The organism is Pseudomonas sp. 2FE (assembly GCF_005503735.1).
Lineage (GTDB): Bacteria > Pseudomonadota > Gammaproteobacteria > Pseudomonadales > Pseudomonadaceae > Aquipseudomonas.
In genome coordinates this window covers 69,528-84,670 of record NZ_SCMO01000015.1, presented here as the reverse complement: position 1 = coordinate 84,670, position 15,143 = coordinate 69,528, and the positions used below count along the sequence as shown (strand labels likewise).

The 15,143-nt window shown below is 64.2% G+C and carries 13 protein-coding genes; 10 read left to right on the top strand and 3 right to left on the bottom strand.

All coding sequences use genetic code 11. The annotated features are described in order from the left end of the window. Nucleotides 1-245: 245 nt before the first annotated feature. Both FFS12_RS18470 and FFS12_RS18465 read left to right on the top strand, forming a co-directional pair. Nucleotides 246-698 carry a GNAT family N-acetyltransferase gene (locus FFS12_RS18470; RefSeq protein WP_137889008.1) on the top strand — a complete coding sequence of 151 codons (453 nt, stop codon included), beginning with the start codon at nucleotides 246-248 and terminating at the stop codon, nucleotides 696-698. Between the two features lie 35 nt (nucleotides 699-733). Continuing rightward, the gene (locus FFS12_RS18465) at nucleotides 734-1,252 is read left to right on the top strand and encodes a glycine cleavage system protein R (protein ID WP_137819983.1); all 519 of its coding nucleotides are present in this window, start codon (nucleotides 734-736) and stop codon (nucleotides 1,250-1,252) included. A gap of 104 nt (nucleotides 1,253-1,356) precedes the next feature. Here FFS12_RS18465 and rarD read toward each other — a convergent pair whose 3' ends face one another. From rarD to FFS12_RS18450, 3 genes are all read right to left on the bottom strand, one after another. Then, a complete protein-coding gene (gene rarD / locus FFS12_RS18460; RefSeq protein ID WP_137889006.1) occupies nucleotides 1,357-2,244 on the bottom strand; it encodes an EamA family transporter RarD in 888 nt (295 codons plus the stop codon). Nucleotides 2,245-2,630: 386 nt separating this feature from the next. Then, a complete protein-coding gene (locus tag FFS12_RS18455; protein ID WP_137819985.1) occupies nucleotides 2,631-3,605 on the bottom strand; it encodes a serine/threonine protein kinase in 975 nt (324 codons plus the stop codon). Nucleotides 3,606-3,734: 129 nt separating this feature from the next. Further along, nucleotides 3,735-4,472, bottom strand: coding sequence for a ComF family protein (locus FFS12_RS18450; RefSeq protein ID WP_137889004.1), 738 nt, complete (start codon nucleotides 4,470-4,472; stop codon nucleotides 3,735-3,737). Nucleotides 4,473-4,696: 224 nt separating this feature from the next. On the opposite strand from FFS12_RS18450, the gene bioB reads away from it, so the two are divergent. The 8 genes from bioB to FFS12_RS18410 all read left to right on the top strand — a co-directional run bounded on the left by bioB (nucleotide 4,697) and on the right by FFS12_RS18410 (nucleotide 15,002). Then, a complete protein-coding gene (bioB, locus tag FFS12_RS18445; RefSeq protein WP_137889001.1) occupies nucleotides 4,697-5,755 on the top strand; it encodes a biotin synthase BioB in 1,059 nt (352 codons plus the stop codon). 118 nt (nucleotides 5,756-5,873) lie between these two features. Next, nucleotides 5,874-7,055, top strand: a complete 1,182-nt coding sequence (gene bioF, locus FFS12_RS18440) for an 8-amino-7-oxononanoate synthase (protein WP_137888999.1) — start codon at nucleotides 5,874-5,876, stop codon at nucleotides 7,053-7,055. Beyond that, on the top strand, nucleotides 7,048-7,779 hold the full coding sequence (locus FFS12_RS18435) for an alpha/beta fold hydrolase (protein ID WP_137888997.1): 732 nt from the start codon (nucleotides 7,048-7,050) through the stop codon (nucleotides 7,777-7,779). The genes bioF and FFS12_RS18435 overlap by 8 nt, the downstream gene beginning before the upstream one ends. Further along, on the top strand, nucleotides 7,772-8,584 hold the full coding sequence (gene bioC / locus FFS12_RS18430) for a malonyl-ACP O-methyltransferase BioC (protein WP_137888995.1): 813 nt from the start codon (nucleotides 7,772-7,774) through the stop codon (nucleotides 8,582-8,584). Before FFS12_RS18435 ends, bioC begins: the two co-directional genes overlap by 8 nt. A 1-nt stretch (nucleotide 8,585) precedes the next feature. Continuing rightward, complete coding sequence (gene bioD / locus FFS12_RS18425) at nucleotides 8,586-9,275, top strand: dethiobiotin synthase (RefSeq protein WP_137819991.1); 690 nt, start codon at nucleotides 8,586-8,588, stop codon at nucleotides 9,273-9,275. A 418-nt stretch (nucleotides 9,276-9,693) separates the two neighbouring features. Beyond that, nucleotides 9,694-11,499: a phenylacyl-CoA dehydrogenase gene (locus tag FFS12_RS18420; RefSeq protein ID WP_137888993.1), complete on the top strand. Its 1,806-nt coding sequence runs from the start codon at nucleotides 9,694-9,696 to the stop codon at nucleotides 11,497-11,499. 292 nt (nucleotides 11,500-11,791) lie between these two features. Then, a complete protein-coding gene (locus FFS12_RS18415; protein ID WP_137888992.1) occupies nucleotides 11,792-13,084 on the top strand; it encodes a diguanylate cyclase in 1,293 nt (430 codons plus the stop codon). 121 nt (nucleotides 13,085-13,205) lie between these two features. After that, on the top strand, nucleotides 13,206-15,002 hold the full coding sequence (locus FFS12_RS18410) for an acyl-CoA dehydrogenase C-terminal domain-containing protein (protein ID WP_137888990.1): 1,797 nt from the start codon (nucleotides 13,206-13,208) through the stop codon (nucleotides 15,000-15,002). The last annotated feature ends 141 nt before the right edge of the window (nucleotides 15,003-15,143 follow it).

Sequence of the window (15,143 nt, the reverse complement as noted above, 5' to 3'; positions counted from 1 at the left end):
CGCGGCATACTACATCAAGATGTTGTGAAAATCAGTGGGCACGCGTCGCTCTGCGACCGGAGCGTGCCTTGCAGTCACAGCGGGGGCGCGGATGTTCTCAAAAATGCTACAGATTGTTCCAGATAAATCTTCAAACAGTACACGATTAGTTCGTTAGTGCACCTGCGACAGGCAGTCGCGGCGGCCATGAACAGCGCTCAATAAGTTCTGCCTATACTCGGGCAACCCCCGTTGGAGCCTAGCGAATGCCTATCCATGCTGCCGCCCCCGAAGACCTCGACGACCTGGTGCGGCTGTTTGCCGGCTACCTCGAGTTCTACCAAGTACCCAAGCCGCTAGCGGTCATCCGCAGCTTTCTTGCGGCACGTATGGAGCGAGGCGATTCAACGCTGCTGCTCGCCCGGGATGTTGCCGGTGCGGCGCTGGGTTTCGTCCAGCTTTACCCGTTTTTCTCCTCCTTGGCGCTCGAGCCCGCGTGGTTGCTGAGCGATCTGTATGTGTCGGCGCAGGCCCGCCGTCAGGGCGTTGGCGAGGCGCTGATGAATGCGGCGCGCGCGCATGCACAGGCGAGCGGCGCTTGTGGCCTGCAACTGGAAACGGCGAAGACTAATTTGGCCGGGCAGGCGCTGTATGAGCGCCTAGGCTATGTAAGAGATGAGGTTTTTTATACCTATTGGCTGAGCCTGGTGCGTAGCTGAATCGGGTTCGCCTGGCTTTAGAAAAGGAGTCGCGTGTGAATCATCTGGTACTAACTATCATCGCCCAGGACAAGCCTGGCCTGGTGGAACACATTGCCGAGTGCATCGCCGAGCACGGTGGCAACTGGCTGGAAAGTCGCATGTCGCGGATGGCCGGGCAGTTCGCCGGCATCCTCCGGGTCGGGGTGCCGGCGGAGGCCTACGATGAGCTGGTCGACGCCCTGCAAGGGTTGAACAGCCAGGGCATTCGCGTGTTGTTGGCGGAAAGCGGCATCGAGCCGTCCTGCACCTGGAAGCCGATCCTGCTCGATCTGGTGGGCAACGACCGGCCGGGCATCGTCCGCGATATCACGCGGTTGCTGACCGAGCACGGGATCAACGTGGAGAGTCTGACCACCGAGGTGATGCCGGCGCCGATGAGCAGCGAGCCGTTGTTCCATGCCAAGGCGGTGCTGGCGGTGCCGCTGACGCTGTCGCTGGAGCTGCTGCAGACCCGCCTGGAAGCCCTGGCCGATGAAATGATGGTGGAACTCAACCTGCGCAGCGAGGCGTAGGTTGGCCGGGCCGCGCCTCGAAGCCCGTTGAACCGCGTAGGGCGGACTTCGGAGCGCAGCGAACAGTCCTCCGTGTGTCTGGCGTACTGCTTCGCGAGTATGCCCTACGCTGCGCGGCGCAGATTGAACCAGGTATCGATGCTGTACAGCAGCAACCCTGCCCAGATAAAACCGAAGGCCGCCAGCGTGCTGGGCGCCAGGTGCTCGTCGAACAGGAACAGCGCCTGCAGCAGCACCAAGGTCGGTGCCAGGTACTGCAGAAAACCCAGGGTGGTGTAGGGCAGGTGGCGGGCGGCGGCATTGAAGCAAACCAGCGGCACCAGGGTGATCGGCCCCGCCGCGGCGAGCCAGAGCGCCTGCGAGGTGGTCCAGAAGTTCGCCTGACTGCTCGCCGCGGTGGGGTTCAGCAGCAGCCAGCCGAGGGCCAGCGGTACCAGCATCCAGGTCTCCACGACCAAGCCCGGCAGTGCCGCGACCGGCGCCTGTTTGCGAATCAGCCCGTAGAACCCGAAAGAAAAGGCCAGCACCAGCGAGACCCAGGGCAGGCTGCCGACCTGCCAGACCTGCTGCGCCACCCCGATCACGGCGAGGGCGACGGCCAGCCACTGCAGCGGGCGCAGGCGCTCGCGCAGCAGCACCAGGCCCAGCAGTACGTTGATCAATGGGTTGATGTAGTAGCCGAGGCTGGCTTCCAGCATGCGGCCGTTATTCACCGCCCAGACATAGGTCAACCAGTTCACGGCGATCAGCGTGCCACTGGCGGCCAGCACGGCGAAGCGCCGCGGGTGGTTGCGCAACTCGGCGAGCCAGCCTGGATGCTTCCAGACCAGCAACAGCAAAGCTCCGCAGAGCGCCGACCAGAGCACGCGATGGACGATGATCTCGAGCGCCGGCACCTGGTCGATGGCTTTGAAATAGAGCGGGAATAGGCCCCAGATGCTATAGGCGCTGAGGCCGAGGATGTACCCGCGGCGCGGGTTGGCGGCGTGCATGCTGAATCCTTGCTTAGGCAGCTAACGAGTTCGTTGGCCATTCTAAGGGCCGCGTGGCCGGCCTGTCTGTCAGTTCAGGGTTTTCTACGTTGGCTAAAACACGCCAAGCGTAAGATTTGCTTTACGGCGGAGGTTGGCTGTGCGGCGAGCAGTTCTTTTTATGGTTCTTCAAGGGGTGCTGGGAGCATGGAGGGTTAACGGTGGATAGGCCATCCGGCGTTGGCCTCTATGGCACCCCCCGCTCGACCTGATGTATCCAATCCGCCAGGCGGCAGAGGCTTGTAGGAGCGAATTTATTCGCGATGGGATAGCACCGAGTCGCCCTTGTTCGCGGATAAATCCGCTCCTACACAAACGTATGTGGCCACAAAGGTTTCGACTACCGTTCAGAACAGTCGCAGCGGCTCTTCGTCGAGGGCCGACAACTGTTCGCGCAGCACCAGCACCTGCTCGCCCCAATAGCGCTCGCTGCCGAACCAGGGGAAGCTGTGGGGGAAGGCCGGGTCGTCCCAGCGCCGCGCCAGCCAGGCGCTGTAGTGCATCAGCCGGAGGGCGCGCAGGCCTTCGATCAGCGGCAGCTCGCGGGGATTGAAATCGTGGAATTCCTGGTAGCCATCCATCAGCTCGGAGAGTTGGCTCAGGCGTTCCTGGCGCTCACCGGCGAGCATCATCCACAGATCCTGTACCGCCGGCCCCATGCGACAGTCGTCGAGGTCGACGATATGGAAGACCTCGTCGCGGCACATCATGTTGCCGGGGTGGCAGTCGCCGTGCATGCGGATCGTCTGATAGGGCGTCGCGGCATATAACTCTTCGACGCGCTTGAGCAGGTCGCGGGCGACCGACTCATAGGCCGGCAACAGGCTGCGCGGGACGAAGTTGCCTTCCAGTAGTGTGGTCAGCGAGTCATGGCCAAAGTTCTGCACCGCCAGTTCTTCGCGGTGTTCGAATGGCTTGGTCGCGCCGACCGCATGCAGGCGGCCGAGTAGCTGACCGAGGCGGTAGAGTTGATCGAGATTGCCCGGCTCCGGCGCGCGGCCGCCGCGGCGGGGGAACAGGGTGAAGCGAAAACCGGCGTGCTCGAACAGTGTCTGGTCATTGTGCTTGAGCGGCGCCACCACCGGCACGTCGCACTCGGCCAGTTCGAAGGTGAAGCTGTGCTCTTCGAGGATCGCCGCATCGCTCCAGCGCGCCGGCCGGTAGAACTTGGCGATCAGCGGTTCGCCGTCCTCGATACCCACCTGATACACGCGGTTCTCGTAGCTGTTCAGCGCCAGCACGCGGGCGTCGCTGATAAAGCCAATGCTCTCGACGGCATCGAGCACGAGGTCGGGAGTGAGCGCGGCGAAAGGGTGGGTCATGGGGCAATCCAAACGGCGGGGCGTATCAGTGTACGCCCACAAGCCAAGTGGGCGCCGATTGTGGGTGCAGTCACGGCTAGAAAACCGGAGCACTAAATTGGGTAAAGCCGTTTTGGGGTGAAATCCGCTCTACCCATCGCCGGGTTTTGGCGTGCGCGCCAGGCAATACACGTCGACTCGCGCGGCCCCGGCTTTTTTCAACAGGCGGGCGAGGCTTTCGGCGGTGGCGCCGGTAGTCAGCACATCGTCGACCAGCGCCAGATGGCGACCTTCGATCGTGGCGTGATCGGCCAGGGCAAAGGCGTGGCGCAGATTGCGTTTGCGCGCGGCGGCGTCGAGCTGCTGCTGGGCCGGGGTATCGTGCGGGCGCAGCAGCCAGCCTTCCGCCAGGGGCAGTTGCAGGCTCTGGCTGAGCCAGCGGGCCAGCAGCGCCGCCTGATTGAAGCCGCGCTGGCGCAAGCGCCGATTGGCCAGCGGCACCGGCAGCAGGGCGTCCGGCCGAGGTAGGCCGTGATCGAACGAGTCGAGCAGATGCTGTGACAACAGCTCGGCCAGCAGGCGTCCCAATGGCCACTTGGCCTGATGTTTGAAGCGCGTGATCAGGGTGTCGACCGGGAACGCATAGCGCCAGGGCACTTCGACGCGGCTAAAGGTCGGCGGGCGCTTCAGGCACGCGCCGCAAACCAGGCCGGAGGTCGGCAACGGCAGCGCGCAGACCAGGCAGTGCCCGCCGAGCCAGGGCAGTTCCGTCTCGCAACTGCTGCACAGCGGCACTGAGGCGTCCGCGGGCTCGTCACACAGTAGGCAGGATTGTTTGTTTTTTAACCAGATGTAAACCGGTTTGTTGCTACCTGGTTGACAGCGCATATCGCTTCCTTAACTATGCCGAGCATCCGTGTCGCGCCTGTGGACTTTAGAGCCTGTTCAAGGTCGTCGCGAGCGCAGGTCAGGCAAGGCGACAACAGGCGAGGATGCGGAGTTTACGAGCTGTAAATGAGCAGTCCGAGCCGGTTTTCAACGCCGCATGGCCAAGCGCAGCAGACATTGAACAGGCTCTTAGCAGGTGCAAGCTATTAAATAAGGAACACCGAATGAGCGCCACCACTACCCCTAACCTGCGTCACGACTGGTCCCTCGCCGAGGTTAAGGCGCTCTTCGAGCAGCCGTTCAACGACCTGTTATTCCAAGCACAGACCGTGCACCGCGCGCATTTCGATGCCAATCGCGTGCAAGTCTCCACCTTGCTGTCGATCAAAACCGGCGCCTGCCCGGAAGACTGCAAGTACTGCCCGCAGTCCGGCCACTACAACACCGGGCTGGAAAAAGAAAAACTGCTGGAAGTGCAGAAGGTCCTGCAAGCTGCCGCCGAGGCCAAGGCCATCGGCTCGACGCGCTTCTGCATGGGCGCCGCCTGGAAGCATCCCTCGGCGAAAGACATGCCCTACGTGCTGCAGATGGTCAAAGGCGTGAAGGCCCTGGGCCTGGAGACCTGCATGACCCTCGGTCGCCTGGATCAGGAGCAGACCGCGGCCCTGGCCAGCGCCGGCCTCGACTACTACAACCACAACCTGGACACCTCGCCGGAGTTCTACGGCAGCATCATCACCACCCGCACCTACGGCGAGCGCCTGCAAACCCTGGCCTACGTGCGCGATGCGGGGATGAAGATCTGTTCCGGCGGCATCCTCGGCATGGGCGAGTCGCTGGACGACCGCGCCGGCCTGCTGATTCAGCTGGCTAACCTGCCGGAGCATCCGGAGTCGGTGCCGATCAACATGCTGGTGAAGGTCCAGGGCACGCCGCTGGAGAATGCCGAGGAGGTCGATCCGTTCGACTTCATTCGCATGCTCGCCGTGGCCCGCATCCTCATGCCTCTGTCGCACGTGCGCCTGTCCGCCGGCCGTGAGGCGATGAACGAGCAGATGCAGGCCCTGGCCTTCTTCGCCGGCGCCAACTCGATTTTCTACGGCGAGAAACTGCTGACCACCGCCAACCCGCAGGCGGACAAGGACATGCTGCTGTTCAGCCGTCTGGGGATCAAACCGGAAGCGCGCGAAGAGCATTCCGACGAGGTGCACCAGGCCGCGATCGAACAGGCCCTGGTCGAGCAGAAGAGCAGCGAGCTGTTCTACGACGCCGCGTCGGCCTGAGTCTGGTTTGGTGGATAGATAAAGCGCTATCCACCCTACGCTGGCCTCGACCTTTTCGTAGGGTGGATAAACCGCAGCGCGGTTATCCACCTTTTCTCAATACCGCATCCGAGCTGCCATGAGCTTCGATCTTGCCGCCCGCCTCGCCGCCCGCCAGGCAGATAATCTGTATCGCCAGCGGCCACTGCTGGAAAGCCCGCAAGGCCCGGAAGTTATTGTCGATGGCCGGCCCATGCTGGCGTTCTGCAGCAACGATTACCTGGGCTTGGCCAATCACCCCGAGGTGATCGCCGCCTGGCGGGCCGGTGCCGAGCGCTGGGGCGTCGGTGGCGGCGCTTCGCACCTGGTGATCGGCCACAGCAGGCCGCACCACGAGCTGGAGGAAGCCTTGGCCGAGTTCAGCGGGCGGCCCAAGGCACTGCTGTTTTCCACCGGCTATATGGCCAACCTCGGCGCCGTTACGGCGCTGGTCGGGCAGGGCGATACGGTGCTGGAAGACCGCCTCAATCACGCCTCGTTATTGGATGCCGGTCTGCTCAGCGGCGCGCGTTTCTCGCGCTATCTGCACAACGATGCGGCGAGCCTCGCCAGCCGGTTGGAGAAAGCCAGCGGCAACACCCTGGTGGTGACCGACGGCGTGTTTAGCATGGACGGCGATCTGGCCGATCTGCCGGCGCTGGCTGCCGCGGCAAAAGCTCGAGGCGCCTGGTTGCTGGTCGATGATGCCCACGGCTTTGGCCCGCTGGGCGCCAACGGCGGCGGCATCGTCGAGCACTTCGGCCTCGGGCTGGAGGATGTGCAGGTGCTGGTCGGCACCCTCGGCAAGGCCTTCGGCACTGCGGGCGCGTTCGTCACCGGTAGCGAGGAGTTGATCGAAACCCTGATCCAGTTCGCTCGGCCCTACATCTACACCACCAGCCAGCCGCCGGCGCTGGCCTGTGCCACGCTGAAAAGCCTCGAGCTGCTGCGCAGCGAAAGTTGGCGGCGGGTGCATCTGGCCACGCTGATCCAGCGCTTTCGCGCCGGCGCGCAGAGCATCGGCCTGCAACTGATGGACAGCTTCACGCCGATCCAGCCGATCCTGATCGGCGACAGCGGCCGTGCGCTGCGCCTGTCGCAGATGCTCCGCGAGCGGGGTTTGCTGGTCACCGCAATCCGCCCGCCAACGGTGCCGGCCGGCAGCGCGCGCCTGCGGGTAACCCTTTCCGCCGCCCATAGCGAGGCGCAGCTGCAGCTATTGTTAGAGGCACTGGCCGAATGCTGGCCGCGCTTAGAGCCTGCGGAGGCTGCCAATGCGTAATCGTCTGATTCTCTTACCCGGCTGGGGCCTGGGTAGCGCACCGCTGGAGCCCTTGGCGGCGGCCCTGCAAGGCTTGGATGAGCGCTTGCGGGTGCAGATCGAACCGCTGCCGACGCCAAATTCCAGTGATCCGGCCGACTGGCTGGATGAGCTGGATGCCAACCTGCCGGAGGACGTTTGGCTCGGCGGCTGGTCATTCGGCGGCATGCTCGCCGCCGAATTGGCCGCGCGCCGCGCCGAGCGCTGCTGTGGCCTGCTGACCCTGGCGAGCAACGCCTGTTTCGTCGCCCGCGGCGATTGGCCGAGCGCCATGTCCAAGGCCAACTTCGGCGCCTTCCGCGAGGGCTGTGCGGTCGATGCGGACACCACGCTGAAACGCTTCAGCCTGCTCAGCGCCCAGGGCGCGGCAGAGGCTCGCAGCCTGGCGCGGCTACTCGCCGGTGGGGCTCCGCACACGGCTGCCGCGGCCCTGCTGCAGGGCTTGGACGTGCTCGCCGCACTGGATACCCGTGCCGCCTTGCAAGCCTTCCGTGGCCCGCAGCTGCACCTGTTTGCCGGCGCCGATGCGCTGGTACCGGCCGAGGCGGCCGGCGCGTTACTGGCGTTGCTACCGGATATCGAAATCGGCTTGATCGAGCAGGCCAGCCACGCGTTTGTCGTCGAACGCCCGCATGAAGTGGCGGCGGCCATCCAGGCGTTTCTGCACGAGTCGGGCGATGACTGATCTCGCCCATTCCTCCGTGCTTGGCGGGCTACCGGACAAACGCCAGGTCGCGGCCTCCTTCTCCCGCGCAGCGGAGAGCTACGACAGTGTGGCGGAGTTGCAGCGCGCGGTCGGCGCGCAGCTGTTGGCGCGTCTGCCGCTTGAACTGCCGGCGCACGCCTGGCTGGATCTGGGCTGCGGGACCGGGCATTTCAGCCGGGCGTTGGCGCAGCGGTTTCCGTATGCGCATGGCGCGGCGTTGGATATCGCCGAGGGGATGCTCCGGCATGCGCGGCCCTTGGGGGGCGCCCAGCAGTTCATCGTCGGCGATGCCGAGCGCTTGCCGCTCCAGGCGCAGAGCCGCGACCTGCTGTTCTCCAGCCTGGCGGTGCAATGGTGCGCGGATTTCGCCGCGGTATTAGCCGAAGCCGAGCGGGTGTTACAGCCGGGCGGCCTGTTTGCCTTCAGCAGCCTATGCGTCGGCACGCTGCAGGAATTGCGCGCTAGCTGGCAGGCGGTGGATGGCCTGGTCCACGTCAATCGCTTCCGCCAGTTCGCCGATTACCAGCGCTTGTGTGCCGCCAGCGGTCTGCGCGTGCTGAGCCTGGAGACCCGGCCGGAAGTTCTGCATTACCCGGATGTGCGCAGCCTGACCCATGAGCTGAAAGCCTTGGGCGCGCACAACCTGAACCCCGGTCGCCCCGGTGGCCTGACGGGGCGTGCACGGATTCTCGCGCTGGTCGACGCCTATGAAGGTTTTCGTCAGCCCCGGGGCCTGCCGGCCACCTACCAAGTGGTCTATGCCGTCTTGCAGAAGAAGCACTGAGATGACAGCGGCTTTTTTCATTGCCGGCACCGATACCGAAGTCGGCAAGACCACCATCGCCGCCGGTTTGTTGCACGCGGCGCGGCTGGCCGGGCTGAGTACGGCGGCGGCCAAGCCGGTGGCGTCCGGCTGTAGCGCCAGCAGCGAGGGCCTGCGCAACGAGGATGCGCTGGCGCTGCTCGGCGAATGTTCGCTGCCGTTGAGTTACGCCGAGGTCAATCCTTGGGCCTTCGCTCCCGCTATCGCCCCGCATCTGGCGGCGCGCGAGGCAGGGGTGACGTTGAGCGTCGAGGCGTTGCGCGGACCGGTGCAGCATATTCTCGCCAAAGGTGCGGATTTCACCTTGGTGGAAGGCGCGGGTGGCTGGCGAGTGCCCTTGGCCGGGCAGGCATCGCTGTCGGATCTGCCGATTGCCCTCGAGTTGCCGGTGATTCTGGTGGTCGGTGTCCGCCTGGGCTGTATCAATCATGCGCTGTTGACCGTGGAAGCCATACTGCGGGACGGCCTGCGCCTGGCCGGTTGGGTGGCGAATATCGTCGATCCGGCCACCTCGCGCCTGGAAGAGAATCTCGCGACACTCAGCGAGCGCCTGCCGGCGCCGTGCCTGGGGCGGGTGCCACGTCTGGCCAGCGCCACGCCGGCGGCGGTGGCCGAGCACCTGAATCTGGCGTTATTGGGGTTGGCGCTATAAACCCTTGGCTATAGTCTTTTGTGGGTACTTTTTCTGCGCGTTACCGGCTGCAATTACCTCCAGTGAATCATTCCCCGCCGTCCGCACTGCCGGCCCGCTTCGGCTGATCTGAGGTTTTCCCCGACCCTGTTCGCGCCTGCCAGGCGTCGCTGCCGCGTGCCTGGCCAGCACGCCGGGTCGCGGACACCTAAACTGAATCTATAGCGGTTGCTGCTGAGAGGCCGTGCCCGCTGGGTGAGTTGCTTGCGCGACCGGCGACCGGCGACCGGAGCTTGACAAGGGTTGGGCGTAAACGTATGTTTCAAACGCCTGTTTGATTGCTGGGCCGCATCCTAGCGGCGGGCAATCGGGAGCGATCCCGTAAGCGACCGAAAATCCGGTCACCCAATCTCGGAACCCATCGTAGAGGTTTACCGCTATGCCTGATTACAAGGCCCCCTTGCGTGATATCCGTTTCGTACGTGACGAGCTGCTCGGCTACGAAGCGCATTATCAGAGCCTGCCGGCTTGCCAAGACGCTACCCCGGACATGGTCAACGCCATTCTCGAGGAAGGCGCCAAGTTTTGTGAGCAGGTACTGGCCCCGCTGAACCGTGTGGGTGACATCGAAGGTTGCACCTGGAGCGAGTCCGGCGTTAAGACCCCGACTGGCTTCAAGGAAGCCTACCAACAGTACGTCGAAGGCGGCTGGCCGAGCCTGGCGCACGACGTCGCTCACGGCGGCCAAGGCCTGCCGGAATCCCTCGGCCTGGTGCTGAGCGAAATGGTCGGCGAGTCCAACTGGTCCTGGGGCATGTACCCGGGCCTGTCCCACGGTGCGATGAACACTATCGCCGAGCACGGCACCGCGGATCAGCAGCACACCTACCTGACCAAGCTGGTTTCCGGCGAGTGGACCGGCACCATGTGCCTGACCGAGCCGCATTGCGGCACCGACCTGGGCATGCTGCGCACCAAGGCCGAGCCTCAGGCCGACGGTTCCTACAAGGTCTCCGGCACCAAGATCTTCATCTCCGCCGGTGAGCACGACATGGCCGATAACATCGTGCACATCGTCCTGGCTCGCCTGCCCGATGCGCCGCAAGGCACCAAAGGCATCTCGCTGTTCATCGTGCCGAAGTTCCTGCCGAACGCCGATGGCAGCGCCGGTGCGCACAACGCCGTGTCCTGTGGTTCGATCGAGCACAAGATGGGCATCCACGGTAACGCCACCTGCGTGATGAACTTCGACGGCGCCACCGGCTACCTGATCGGCCCGGCGAACAAAGGCCTGAACTGCATGTTCACCTTTATGAATACCGCGCGTCTGGGTACCGCACTGCAGGGTCTGGCCCACGCCGAGATCGGCTTCCAGGGCGGCCTGAAATACGCTCGCGAGCGTCTGCAGATGCGTTCGCTGACTGGCCCGAAAGCGCCGGACAAAGCGGCTGACCCGATCATCGTGCATCCGGACGTGCGCCGTATGCTGCTGACCATGAAGGCCTTCGCCGAAGGCAACCGGGCGATGGTGTACTTCACCGCCAAGCAGGTCGACATCGTCAAGTACAGCCAGGACGAAGAGCAGAAGAAGCAAGCCGACGCCCTGCTGGCGTTCCTGACGCCGATCGCCAAGGCGTTCATGACCGAAGTCGGCTTCGAAGCCGCCAACCACGGCGTACAGATCTATGGCGGCCACGGCTTCATCGCCGAGTGGGGCATGGAGCAGAACGTGCGCGACAGCCGTATCTCCATGCTGTACGAGGGCACTACCGGCATCCAGGCCCTCGACCTGCTCGGTCGCAAGGTGCTGCAGACTCAAGGCGAAGCGCTGAAAGGCTTCACCAAGATCGTCCACAAGTTCTGCCAGAACAACGAAGCCAACGCGGCGGTCGCCGAGTTCGTGGCACCCTTGGCCAAGCTGAACAAGGAGTGGGGCGAGCTGACCATGAAGGTCGGTATGGCGGCGATGAAAGACCGCGAAGAAGTCGGTGCCGCTTCGGTGGATTACCTGATGTATTCCGGTTACACCTGCCTGGCCTACTTCTGGGCGGACATGGCCCGTCTGGCGGCCGAGAAACTGGCCGCGGGCACTGCGGAAGAGGCCTTCTACAAGGCTAAGCTGCAGACCGCGCGCTTCTACTTCCAGCGCATTCTGCCGCGTACCCGTGCGCACGTAGAGGCGATGCTGTCCGGCGCCAACAACCTGATGGCCATGGACGAAGAGCACTTCGACCTGGGTTACTAAGTTCTAGCCTGACCTGCGCGTTGGAAAAAACCGCTCACCTTCACCGGTGAGCGGTTTTTTTTGCGCGGTGCTGACACGGGGAGGGCGGAGAGTGGACTCAGGAGTGAGGCGAACAGCCCGCCGTTCGAGACCCCAGGCGTACTGCTTCGCGAGTACGCCCTACCTCGCGGAGTCGCAACCTGTGCGGTCGCGTTATTGATGAATGTGCGACCTGATCCCGTGCCGAATCCGGCGCAAGCAGGCAAAATGCCAGCTACGATCTGTCCAGTCCGTCAGCCTCTGGAATTTCGTCGTGTCTCGGTTCAAAGCGCTGCGTCTCAGTCATTTTTTGCCGTCGTCGCTGCTGCTGTGCGCGGGCATAGCGGCGGCCAGCCTGAATACGCTGAACGAGTTTTTCACTTCGTTGTTCAACGTGTTGCCGACCCTGTTGCTGACCCTGGGCGGGGCTTTCTGCCTGATCTATGCGCGCCAGCGGGAGTTGTTCCTGCTGCTGGTGGTGTACCTCGCGTACTGCTTGCTCGATACCCAGACCGATTACTACCGGGCACAGGGCCGGGCCCGGTCTGACGCGGCGCTGGTCTTCCAGCTCTGCAGCCTGCTGCTGCCCTTGCTCTATGGCCTGTATGCGGCGTGGCTGGAGCGGACTCACCTGCTGCGCGGCCTGGTTGCCCGCGCGGCCGTGCTGTTGGCGGTCGGCGGTGTCGCGCTGGCGCTGGCGCGGCGTTATCCCGATGGTGTGCTGGCGTGGCTGGCGCAAATCCGCTGGCCGGCCCTGCAGGCCGACTGGATGAGCATGATTCAGCCGGCCTATCCGCTCTTCCTGTTCGCCTTCGCGGTGCTGCTGGTGCAGTACCTGCGCCAGCCGCGGCCGCTGCATGCGGCGCAACTGGTGGGGTTGCTCGGGCTGTGCTGGATGCTGCCGAAAACCTTCCTCCTGGCGCATGGGCTGAACCTGATGAGCAGCCAGGTGATGCTGATCCTGGTCGCGGCGGTGGCCCACGAGGCCTATCAGATGGCCTTTCGCGATGAGCTGACCGGCCTGCCTGGGCGTCGCGCGCTGAACGAGCGCCTGCCACGGCTGGGGCGCAACTACGTGATCGCCATGGCGGACATCGATCATTTCAAGCAATTCAACGACACCCACGGCCACGATGTCGGCGACCAGGTGCTGCGCGTGGTCGCCAGCCAACTGCGCAAGGTTGGCGGGGGCGGCACGGCGTTCCGTTTCGGTGGCGAGGAGTTCACCCTGGTCTTCTCGGGCAAGAGCCTGGAGGAGTGCCGGCCACACCTGGAGACGGTGCGCCAGGCGATTGAAGCCTACAGCGTGCAGCTGCGCGACCAAGGCCGCCGGCCGCAGGATGATCGGCGCGGCCGGCAAAGGCGCGCTGGCGTCGCGGTGAGCCGTGTCTCGGTGACTGTGAGTATCGGGGTGGCGGAGAAAGAGAGCGCTCGGTGCAGCCCGGAAGAGGTGATCAAGGCCGCCGACCAGGCGCTCTATACGGCCAAGGGCGCTGGCCGTAACTGCGTGAGGGTGCACGGGCAGAACTGCCGTGGGGCGGTGCGTGTCGCGACCACCAGCGACTGAGCCGCCGGGCGCTTATGGCGGCGCATTCAGCGCCTGCACGGTGATTGTTCTCGGCTAGCGGTCGGCAGTAGCGTGATCGACTCGATTACGCCTCCTGCGTACCTGCTGACGGAGAACTGCCATGCCCGACTACAAGGCTCCCCTGCGCGACATGCGCTTTCTGCTCGACGAAGTCTTCGATTTTCACGCTAGTTACGCCGCGCTGGGTGCGAGCGACGCGACCCCGGATATGGTCAGCGCCATCCTCGAAGAGGGCGCCAAGTTCTGCGAGCAGGTGCTGGCGCCGCTGAATCGCTCCGGCGATGAGGAAGAATGCCAATTCAACCACGGCGTGGTGACCACCCCGAAAGGCTTCAAAGAGGCCTTCGCCCAGTATGCCGAAGGCGGCTGGATGAGCCTGGCTGCCGACCCGAACTACGGCGGCCAAGGCTTGCCGCATTCGCTGGGTCTGCTGATCAGCGAAATGGTCGGCGCCAGCAACACCTCCTGGGGCATGTACCCGGGGCTGACGCAGGGCGCGATGGCGGCGATCCATGCCCACGGCACGGAGGAGCAGAAACAGGCCTACCTGACGCGCATGACCGCCGGCCGCTGGACCGGCACCATGTGCCTGACCGAAGCGCATTGCGGTACCGATCTGGGCATCATCAAGACCCGTGCCGTGCCCCAGGCGGACGGCAGCTATGCCATCTCCGGCAGCAAGATCTTCATCTCTGCCGGCGAGCACGACATGAGCGCGAACATCGTCCATCTGGTGCTGGCCAAGTTGCCCGACGCGCCGGCCGGCACCAAGGGTATTTCGCTGTTTATCGTGCCGAAGTTCTTGCCCGATGCCCAGGGCGAGGCGGGCGTACGCAATGCCGTGTCCTGCGGCTCGATCGAGCACAAGATGGGCATCAAGGCCTCGGCCACCTGCGTGATCAACTTCGATAACGCCAAGGGCTTCCTGATCGGCGAGGCCAATAAAGGCCTCAACTGCATGTTCACCATGATGAACCACGCGCGCCTGGGCACCGGTATGCAGGGGCTTTGCCTGGGTGAGGCGAGCTTCCAGGGCGCGATCAAGTACGCCAACGAACGCCTGCAGATGCGCGCGCTGACCGGGCCGAAGGCGCCGGACAAAGCGGCCGACCCGATCATCGTGCATCCCGATGTCCGGCGCATGCTGCTGACCATGAAGGCCTTCAACGAAGGCAACCGGGCGCTGGCCTACTTCACCGCGCAGTTGCTGGATATCGCCCACGGCGGTGACAACGCCGAACAACGCCAGGAGGCCGAGGACCTGCTGGCCTTCCTCACGCCGATCTGCAAGGCCTTTATGACCGAGACCGGCCTGGAGGTGACCAACCTTGGCATGCAGGTGTTCGGTGGCCATGGGTTTATCCGCGAATGGGGCATGGAGCAGCTGGTGCGCGACTGCCGTATCGCGCCGATCTACGAGGGCACCAATGGCATCCAGGCCCTCGACTTGCTCGGCCGCAAGGTGCTCGGTAGCCAAGGCAAGCTGCTGCGCGGCTTTACCAAGCGGGTGCATCAGTTCTGCGCGGCGAATGCCGAACACCCGCAGTTGCAGGCCTATTTCGCCCAGTTGGCCAAGCTCAACCAGGAGTGGGGCGAGCTGACCCAGAGGGTCGGGATGGCGGCAATGAAAAACCCGGACGAAGTCGGCGCCGCCGCCCTGGATTACCTGATGTACTCCGGCTACATCATCCTCGGCTATTTCTGGCTGCGGATGGCCGTGGTCGCCCAGGGCCGGCTCAGCGCTGGCGGCGGCGAAGCGGCGTATTACCAAGCCAAGCTGGCGACCTGCGAGTTCTACTTCAAACGCCTGCTGCCGCGGACTGCCGCGCATCAGGCTGCGGTAGAGGCGGGTAGTGATTGCCTGATGCAGTTGCCGGCCGAGCAGTTCGCCCTCTGACCGACGGTCGCCAGGCGTAAGAGGCCCGCTAAAGAGCGGGCCTTTTTGCCAGCGCGGCACTGCGAGCCGTAAGTGACTTTTTGGTCACAACGCGACCCTATGTGTCTGAAAAGTTGTTCGGGTAAACTCTTAAGCCTGCGT